The organism is Streptomyces soli (assembly GCF_003999195.1).
GTDB classification, from domain to species: Bacteria; Actinomycetota; Actinomycetes; order Streptomycetales; family Streptomycetaceae; genus Actinacidiphila; species Actinacidiphila soli.
Genome location: NZ_RJVR01000381.1, coordinates 1 through 6,352 on the forward strand (window position 1 = coordinate 1; position 6,352 = coordinate 6,352).

At 67.9% G+C, this 6,352-nt stretch carries 6 protein-coding genes and 2 pseudogenes; 6 read left to right on the forward strand and 2 right to left on the reverse strand.

Annotation, left to right across the window (positions count from 1 at the left end):
- The 4 genes and pseudogenes from EFK10_RS45890 to EFK10_RS45905 all read left to right on the forward strand — a co-directional run.
- A pseudogene (locus EFK10_RS45890) lies at positions 1 to 237 on the forward strand (cholesterol oxidase); the annotation flags it as partial.
- 518 nt (positions 238 to 755) lie between these two features.
- Complete coding sequence (locus tag EFK10_RS45895; RefSeq protein ID WP_240677876.1) at positions 756 to 1,931, forward strand: acyltransferase family protein; 1,176 nt, start codon at positions 756 to 758, stop codon at positions 1,929 to 1,931.
- 864 nt (positions 1,932 to 2,795) lie between these two features.
- Positions 2,796 to 3,416, forward strand: a complete 621-nt coding sequence (locus tag EFK10_RS45900) for a hypothetical protein (protein ID WP_240677877.1) — start codon at positions 2,796 to 2,798, stop codon at positions 3,414 to 3,416.
- Between the two features lie 177 nt (positions 3,417 to 3,593).
- Positions 3,594 to 3,905, forward strand: coding sequence for a hypothetical protein (locus tag EFK10_RS45905; protein WP_127361562.1), 312 nt, complete (start codon positions 3,594 to 3,596; stop codon positions 3,903 to 3,905).
- Positions 3,906 to 4,011: 106 nt separating this feature from the next.
- Here the strand turns inward: EFK10_RS45905 and EFK10_RS45910 are convergent, their stop codons facing one another.
- Together EFK10_RS45910 and EFK10_RS45915 are read right to left on the reverse strand one after the other, a co-directional pair.
- Positions 4,012 to 4,293 carry a barstar family protein gene (locus EFK10_RS45910; protein WP_127361563.1) on the reverse strand — a complete coding sequence of 94 codons (282 nt, stop codon included), beginning with the start codon at positions 4,291 to 4,293 and terminating at the stop codon, positions 4,012 to 4,014.
- Between the two features lie 255 nt (positions 4,294 to 4,548).
- Positions 4,549 to 4,764 carry a hypothetical protein gene (locus EFK10_RS45915; RefSeq protein WP_206305852.1) on the reverse strand — a complete coding sequence of 72 codons (216 nt, stop codon included), beginning with the start codon at positions 4,762 to 4,764 and terminating at the stop codon, positions 4,549 to 4,551.
- A 477-nt stretch (positions 4,765 to 5,241) separates the two neighbouring features.
- On the opposite strand from EFK10_RS45915, the gene EFK10_RS45920 reads away from it, so the two are divergent.
- Positions 5,242 to 5,724 (forward strand): lamin tail domain-containing protein, encoded by a 483-nt coding sequence (locus EFK10_RS45920; RefSeq protein ID WP_127361565.1) that lies wholly within the window; start codon positions 5,242 to 5,244, stop codon positions 5,722 to 5,724.
- Positions 5,725 to 6,137: 413 nt separating this feature from the next.
- Positions 6,138 to 6,352: pseudogene (locus EFK10_RS49135) on the forward strand (excalibur calcium-binding domain-containing protein); the annotation flags it as partial.

The following is a 6,352-nucleotide window of genomic DNA, read 5'->3' on the forward strand; positions in this document are numbered from 1 at the left end:
GACGGCGCCGCCGTCTCCGCCAACCTGGGCGTGAATCCGTCGCTGACCATCACCGCCCAGGCGGAGCGCGCGATGTCCCTGTGGCCCAACAAGGGCGAGGCGGACACCCGCCCCGCCCAAGGTGAGCCCTACCTGCGGCTGGCGGCGGTCGAGCCGCACCACCCGGCGGTCCCCAAGGACGCGTTCGGCGCGCTGCGGCTGCCGCTGCTGCCGGTGCCGAAGGTCCCGCCGAAGTAGCGGCGCGCCTGGGCGCCCGGTGTTCGGGCGCCCAGGCGTCGGCCGGTGGAGAAGGCGAGCGAGGCCAGTACCGGGAGACCGTAGAAGAGGCCGGACCACGGGCCGGCGGCCGCCACCGCCAGCAGGATCACCTTGCCCGTGCCCCTCACGTGCCCGATCGGACGGGGAACCACGGGGAACGACATCACCGTCTACGTCGTCTACGTCGTCTGCGTCGACCGAGGGCGCCGCGATCTACCAGCGGGTGGTGGAGGTGGAGGGTTACCGCGGCTACGTCGCCTTCTACCGCGGCGCGCTGGGTCTCGTCGCCGACCTCTACGAGGCCCCTCGGCCACCCGTCCGAGGCAGCCGGCTTCCGCCGCAACCGCGACGCCGTCGCCGGGTGAGGCCCCACCTGACGCTTGTGGGGTGTTTGTGGCTGTCGTAGCGTGAGCCGTCGTGTTGCCAGTCGGCGGGGCGGGATTTTCTCATGGGGGTAGGTAGGTATGCAGGGCGCGGACGACATATCGTCGATACCGATGCGGGTCGTGGGCGGGTTGCGGAAGCCGCTCCCCCCACTCGCCGTGGCCGAGCAGCCGCCGCGGACTGCCAGGACGACGGCGAGGCCCGCCGTCCGCGGGCGGGAGGGCCGTCGGCTGTACGCCATCGACGGCATCCGCCTGCTCGCCGCCCTGATGGTGGCCGTACACCACTACGCCGGCACCTACCGGGTCAACCAGCCGGGCAACGCGATCTGGGACCGGCCGGCGTCCGGCTTCATGCCCACGGTGTTCCGGTTCGCCGCCTACGGCTGGATCGGCGTTGAGATCTTCTTCGTGATCAGCGGCTTTGTGATCTGCATGTCGTGCTGGGGCCGCACCCCGCGGCAGTTCTTTGTCTCGCGGGTGATCCGGCTCTACCCGGCGTACTGGTTCGCCATCGTCTTCACCACGGGCGTCCTGGTGGCCCTGCCAGGCGTGTGGGAGCGGAAGCAGCTGCGCGAGATTTTGCTCAACTTCACGATGTTGCAGTCCGGTTCGGGCGTGGCGAACGTCGACGGCGTGTACTGGACCCTCTGGTCGGAGCTGCGCTTCTACCTGCTCTTCATGGTCGTCGTCGCCACGGGGCTGACGTACCGCAAGGTCGTGGTGTTCTGCTGCGTGTGGGGCGCCGCCGCGATGCTCGCGCCGGTGTCCGACTTCCACCTGCTGATACTGGTCGCCAACCCGGACGGCGCCTGGTATTTCATCGCGGGGCTGGCGCTCTACCTCATGCACCGGTTCGGCCAGGACCTGCTGCTGTGGGGCATCCTCGGCATGGCGTGGCTGATGGGCCAGCTGGAGCTGGGGCAGCGCATAGACGAGGTCGAGAAGGTCTCCGGCTGGCGGGGGAGCGTGCTGATCTTCGGCGGGTTCCTGCTGGTCATGGTCGCGATCGCGCTTGGCCTGACCGACCGCATCCGCTGGAAGTGGCTCGTCACCGCCGGCGCCCTGACGTACCCGTTCTATCTGCTGCACTACCTGGCTGGTACGACGGTGATCAACCGCCTGCGGGACACCATGGACGCCCGGCTGCTGGTCGTGGCCGTGATCGCCGGCTTCCTGGTCCTGAGCTGGTTGGTCCACCGCTTCGTGGAGCGGCCCGTGGCGCGGATGCTGAAGAAGGGGCTGGACACGTCCTTCGCGCGGCTGCGCAACGCCGGAAACATGGCCTGACCCGGGGCGGGGGACCGGGTGCCGAGCCTGTGTTTGACGTGCGTCACCAGGTGGCGATCCCCAGGCCCCGCACAGTCCGCGGGCGGCAGCATCCGCCAGCCAGCGTCCATGGCCGTTCACCCCAGGCCTGTGCCGGTCCCCCTTATGGAGCGCAGCCCAGGGTGAACGCAGATGAACGGCGCTGGACGAAGCCCTGAGCAGCACCAACAGACTTGGAAGGGTGCAGATCTTTTGAGGGTGTCTGGCACGAGCGTGGCTTGCGGGTTCTTGATTCACCACGGCTACGCCGTGTCAGTTGCGCCCCGGCCATACGGCGCCGACACGGCCGAACGGCTGCCGTGGGAGACAGCAGGCAGGTCGGCCGCGACGACTCCGTGGCGACGGATGGACTCGATCCGTACGAAATCGCAGGTGGGCCAACCCTCAAAAGATCTGTACCCAACTCGGATTGCTCGCGGACGGAATCGGTCCAGCAGGCTGGGCGAAACGCGTCCCGCCGCAGATCTCCGGGCCCGGTGATCGACCTGATAAGGATGAGGCCACAGGTTCAAGTCCTGCGGCCGGCCAGGGGGCTCAGCCTGACGGAAGAGGGCTTCTGGTTTGCCTCGGCCGTTGAGACGCCACCGACCTCGCGCACTCTGTCACCTCTGGCCTGTACGTTACGAGCGATCTGTGGCCAGCCGAGGAGGAGGCGCGATGGCGCACCCGCTGAGACCTTCGACCGAAGCGATACTCGATGCTCTGCCGGACCTCGCGCCCTTTGCACGAGACGCCGTCGTGCTTCGCCCCGAGCGAGGGGAGCCGAATCCTGGGGACAGTTCGATCGGTGGCCCGCTGCTCTGGCCGAGTGACGAACCGTGGCCTATGTGCTCCTTGCCCGACGAAGTGAACCCCGTCGGGCTGCCTGCTACTGCCATGGTGCCGGTGGTCCAAATCTTCAAGCGGGAGGTGCCGGGGCCGTGGTGGCCCGCTGACGCCGATCTCTTGCAAATTCTGTGGTGTCCCAACGAGCACTGGGATCCCCCCGCTCAACAAGCCGATGTGAGCCCCGTCGTGGAGTTGCGGTGGCGTCGAGCCGCTGACGTGGACAGCAGACTGGTGGCCCCGCCATCGCCTTCACGTCACGCTGAGGATGGTTATCTGCCCGAGCCGTGCACCGTCACCGGTGAGGCGCTGACCGATTTCCCCTTCCGGGAGGAGCTGCCCCCGGAGCTCCGCCCGGCGTTGGAAGAGTTGGTTGACAAGACCGGTGACGGCGGCGATGTGATCACTCGTGTCGTGGGATGGAAACTCGGTGGCTGGCCGACCTGGCACCTGACGCATCCCATGGTCTTCCATTGCCGCACGTGCCACACGGGGATGACGCTGCTGTTCACCGTGGCCAGCGACGCTGAGACGGGAGTCATCGTAGGGCGGTGGGGCGACCTGCGGATCTTCGCCTGCCCTGTCGACCACCGTCATCCTTTCCAAGTGGATCTGCACTGACGCAGGCTTGCCATCGCTGAACGAACCGCCGGACGCGGCCTGGCGCTACTGATCAAGAGTTCCCCGTGCTACAACCGCGCCAGATCGGGCGGGGATCCACGGGGAACTGCGGCGGCTGGCAGGAAACACGACAAGCTTCCGCCCCTGCCGATCAAGGGAGATGTGATGCTGCGGTTCATGGACTGGTCCGTAGTCGCGATGGGGTGCGCGCTGGTTCACGCAAGTCTCGGTAGTTGGTGGTGGGAGCGCACGAAGGTTCGCAAGGGACGGAGCCCTGACCAGGGCATGCGCTTCATCTGGGCATGGCTCCCCCTCCTCGTGGGCCTAGGGATGATCGGCGCCAAGGTGCCGAGCCTGTTGCTCGCACCCCACCCCGTCGTCATGATCGTGGACACTCTTAACGTCGTGCTGGCAGTCACAGTGCTGGTCTTGGCCCTCGGGTCGGGGCGTCGCTTCTTTCGGGCGCGCAGTCTTCGCGCCCCCGAGTGACGGCAACGCTGACGGCAACGAGCACGCACGGCAACGGCACCCGGCAGCTTGTCGCGGAGGTGGCACGGGCCTGCTGGGCCAGGCCGCTGGGGCGTGCCCGCGTCTTCTAAGCGCCGGCGCCCACGTACTCGGGCACAAACTCAATACGCAGCTCCGCGCGGTAGCGGGACAGCTCCTGCTGGAGCATCTCTGCGCCATGCGGGACGCGCTCGGCCAGTAGGTCCCAGCCGACGAAACGCACGTGGTCGGGGATCGCTACCAGGCCAGCGATGGCGTCCCAGAAGGCATCCCAGTTCATGCCATAGAAGTCCGGGAAGCCCAGCTCCCGCTTCAGCAGGAGGTGCAAGGCACGCTCATCAGCAACCGCGCCGACATCGATGGTGACCACAGGGACATGCTCCCACTCCTTGTGCTCACCAGATCGCTTTACAGCACGAGAGCACAGCAACCACCGCGACCACAGCCGACCGACACTGACCGCCAACAGCCGACTGACCAGCCGAGCAGACCTCAGCGACTGTCCCGCCTGTAGTTCGCATCGAGGGAGTCAGTCCCCGCTCAAGGAGTTACCCGCCGGGTGCCGGTCGGATCCTCGCCGTTCCGGCTGACAACTGCCGGACTATCGGCGCGCCCTTCCCTGAGGTCAGATCTCGGCAGCGAGAGCGTCGATGAGGACGTGCAAGCTCAGCAGCGGGCCGTCGGCACTGGTGTCTTCGAGGGCCGGGACCGCTAGGTCTAGGACGCCGATAAGTCGGCCCTGGTGAACGGCGGGTGGGAGCTCGCGCAGGCCTGCGCGGAACGAATGTGGGCTCCACCGCACGCGGGCCAGGTCGTCGGCGAGTTCCCGCTCTTCGGGCATAGGCGCCCACGTCCCAGCCTGGTACTTCTCCATCAAAGAGCGGGCGGCACATTCCAGGGCGTTGGCTTTCCGGGTCGTCGTCACGAGCTGCCCAACGACATCCGGCCGCTGACGGCACGGCGCGGCTGCCCGGCCCTGGGCACGGACGCAGTCGAGGGGCTGGCGCGTTGTTACACGCGAGCGGCGCCGTTCGGGTGGTGGCGCGGGGTGGCGTGTGGGGTGGGTGAGGGTGGCGGGGATGGGGAAGCGTGGGCGCCGCCGGGGTGGGGGCAGAGGCCACGTGATGACCCGTCGGGTGTGGCGGGATGCGTGGGTCCTGCAAGAGACTGTTTCCGTCATGTCCTGCTTTGGTAACTCAAACTGTGTCTTTCGGGATGTGATGGCGTGCAGCCATGAAAGTGATGTTCCTCGGCACAACGCCGGGACTTACGCACCACCGGCACGGCCGCTTCCGTGCCCGCACGAAGGGGGATCCGCATGTCCCATCTCATCACTTATCTGGCCGCCACCGCCCTGGCCTCCAGCGCGCTCGTCGCGGCTGCCACCCTGCCGGCCACCGCCGCCGGCCACGACGATCACCCCCGCTACGAGCAGCGTTCGTCTGTCGTGCTCGGCTCCATCCAGTACGACAGCCCCGGCTGGGACAACCGCTCCAACCGCAGCCTGAACGCCGAGTGGGTCACCGTGACCAACACCGGCCGGTACGCGGTCAACCTGGGCGGCTGGACCCTGACCGACGCCGACCACCACACCTACCGCTTCGACCACCTGCGCTTGGTCGGCAGGCAGTCGGTACGCGTCCACACCGGCACCGGCCGTGACACCGATCACGACCTCTACCAGGACCGCCGCGCCTACGTCTGGAACAACGACACCGACACCGCGACCCTGCGTGACGACCGCGGACACACCATCGATGTCACGTCCTGGGGACGCCAGGGCGGTGGCCACCACCACTAACTGACACCCCTCGCCCGGATCCGGGCGAGCCCAGCCGGGCAAACCTGTGGCGCGTGACAGCGGAAACCTTGCCGTCACGCGCCACATCCACACCTCCGTCAGCCTGGGCCGACTGGACCCGCACGCCGTCGGGCCCGCAGCCCCGGGGGAGGGCTGCGGGCCCGAGGGCGTCCGCGAGTTCAGCACTGCCAGCCGTCCGGTGTGCGCAGGCCGAACCCCGATCAGGTCGGGGTGGTCATCCTTGTTGGCGTCCCCGACGGCGAGCGGTCAGCGCCTAACCCCAGTGTGGCAGCCCAGTGTCAGCGGTGGCCCGGTTTCATCACAGATCAGTCACTGCTTGAACACATGTCTCACACATCTCCATCGTTCGGCGTTACGGTCATCTTTCCTGCGCAGTCCTTGGGGGGGACAGCATGACCTGGGGAAACCAGCCCAACCAGCAGCACGGTTGGGGAACGCCGCGCGCGCCGCAACCGCCACGAACGCCGGGAAGCGGGCCGAGATGGGCCCGCAAGCGCTTCGTGCTCCCCGCGATCGCCGCCGCGTGGTTCGCCGGTGTCGGCATGGGGGCGTCGGGCGGAGACAGCACCGAGAAGGCCGCGAGTACGAAGGCCGCGCCTGCGTCAAA

Coding starts and splice junctions, on each gene's coding strand:
- EFK10_RS45920 (WP_127361565.1), top strand. CDS start 5,242: ATGTCCCATCTCATCACTTATCTGGCCGCCACCGCCCTGGCCTCCAGC.
- EFK10_RS45905 (WP_127361562.1), top strand. CDS start 3,594: ATGGACTGGTCCGTAGTCGCGATGGGGTGCGCGCTGGTTCACGCAAGT.
- EFK10_RS45900 (WP_240677877.1), top strand. CDS start 2,796: ATGTGCTCCTTGCCCGACGAAGTGAACCCCGTCGGGCTGCCTGCTACT.
- EFK10_RS45915 (WP_206305852.1), bottom strand. CDS start 4,764: ATGCCCGAAGAGCGGGAACTCGCCGACGACCTGGCCCGCGTGCGGTGG.
- EFK10_RS45895 (WP_240677876.1), top strand. CDS start 756: ATGCGGGTCGTGGGCGGGTTGCGGAAGCCGCTCCCCCCACTCGCCGTG.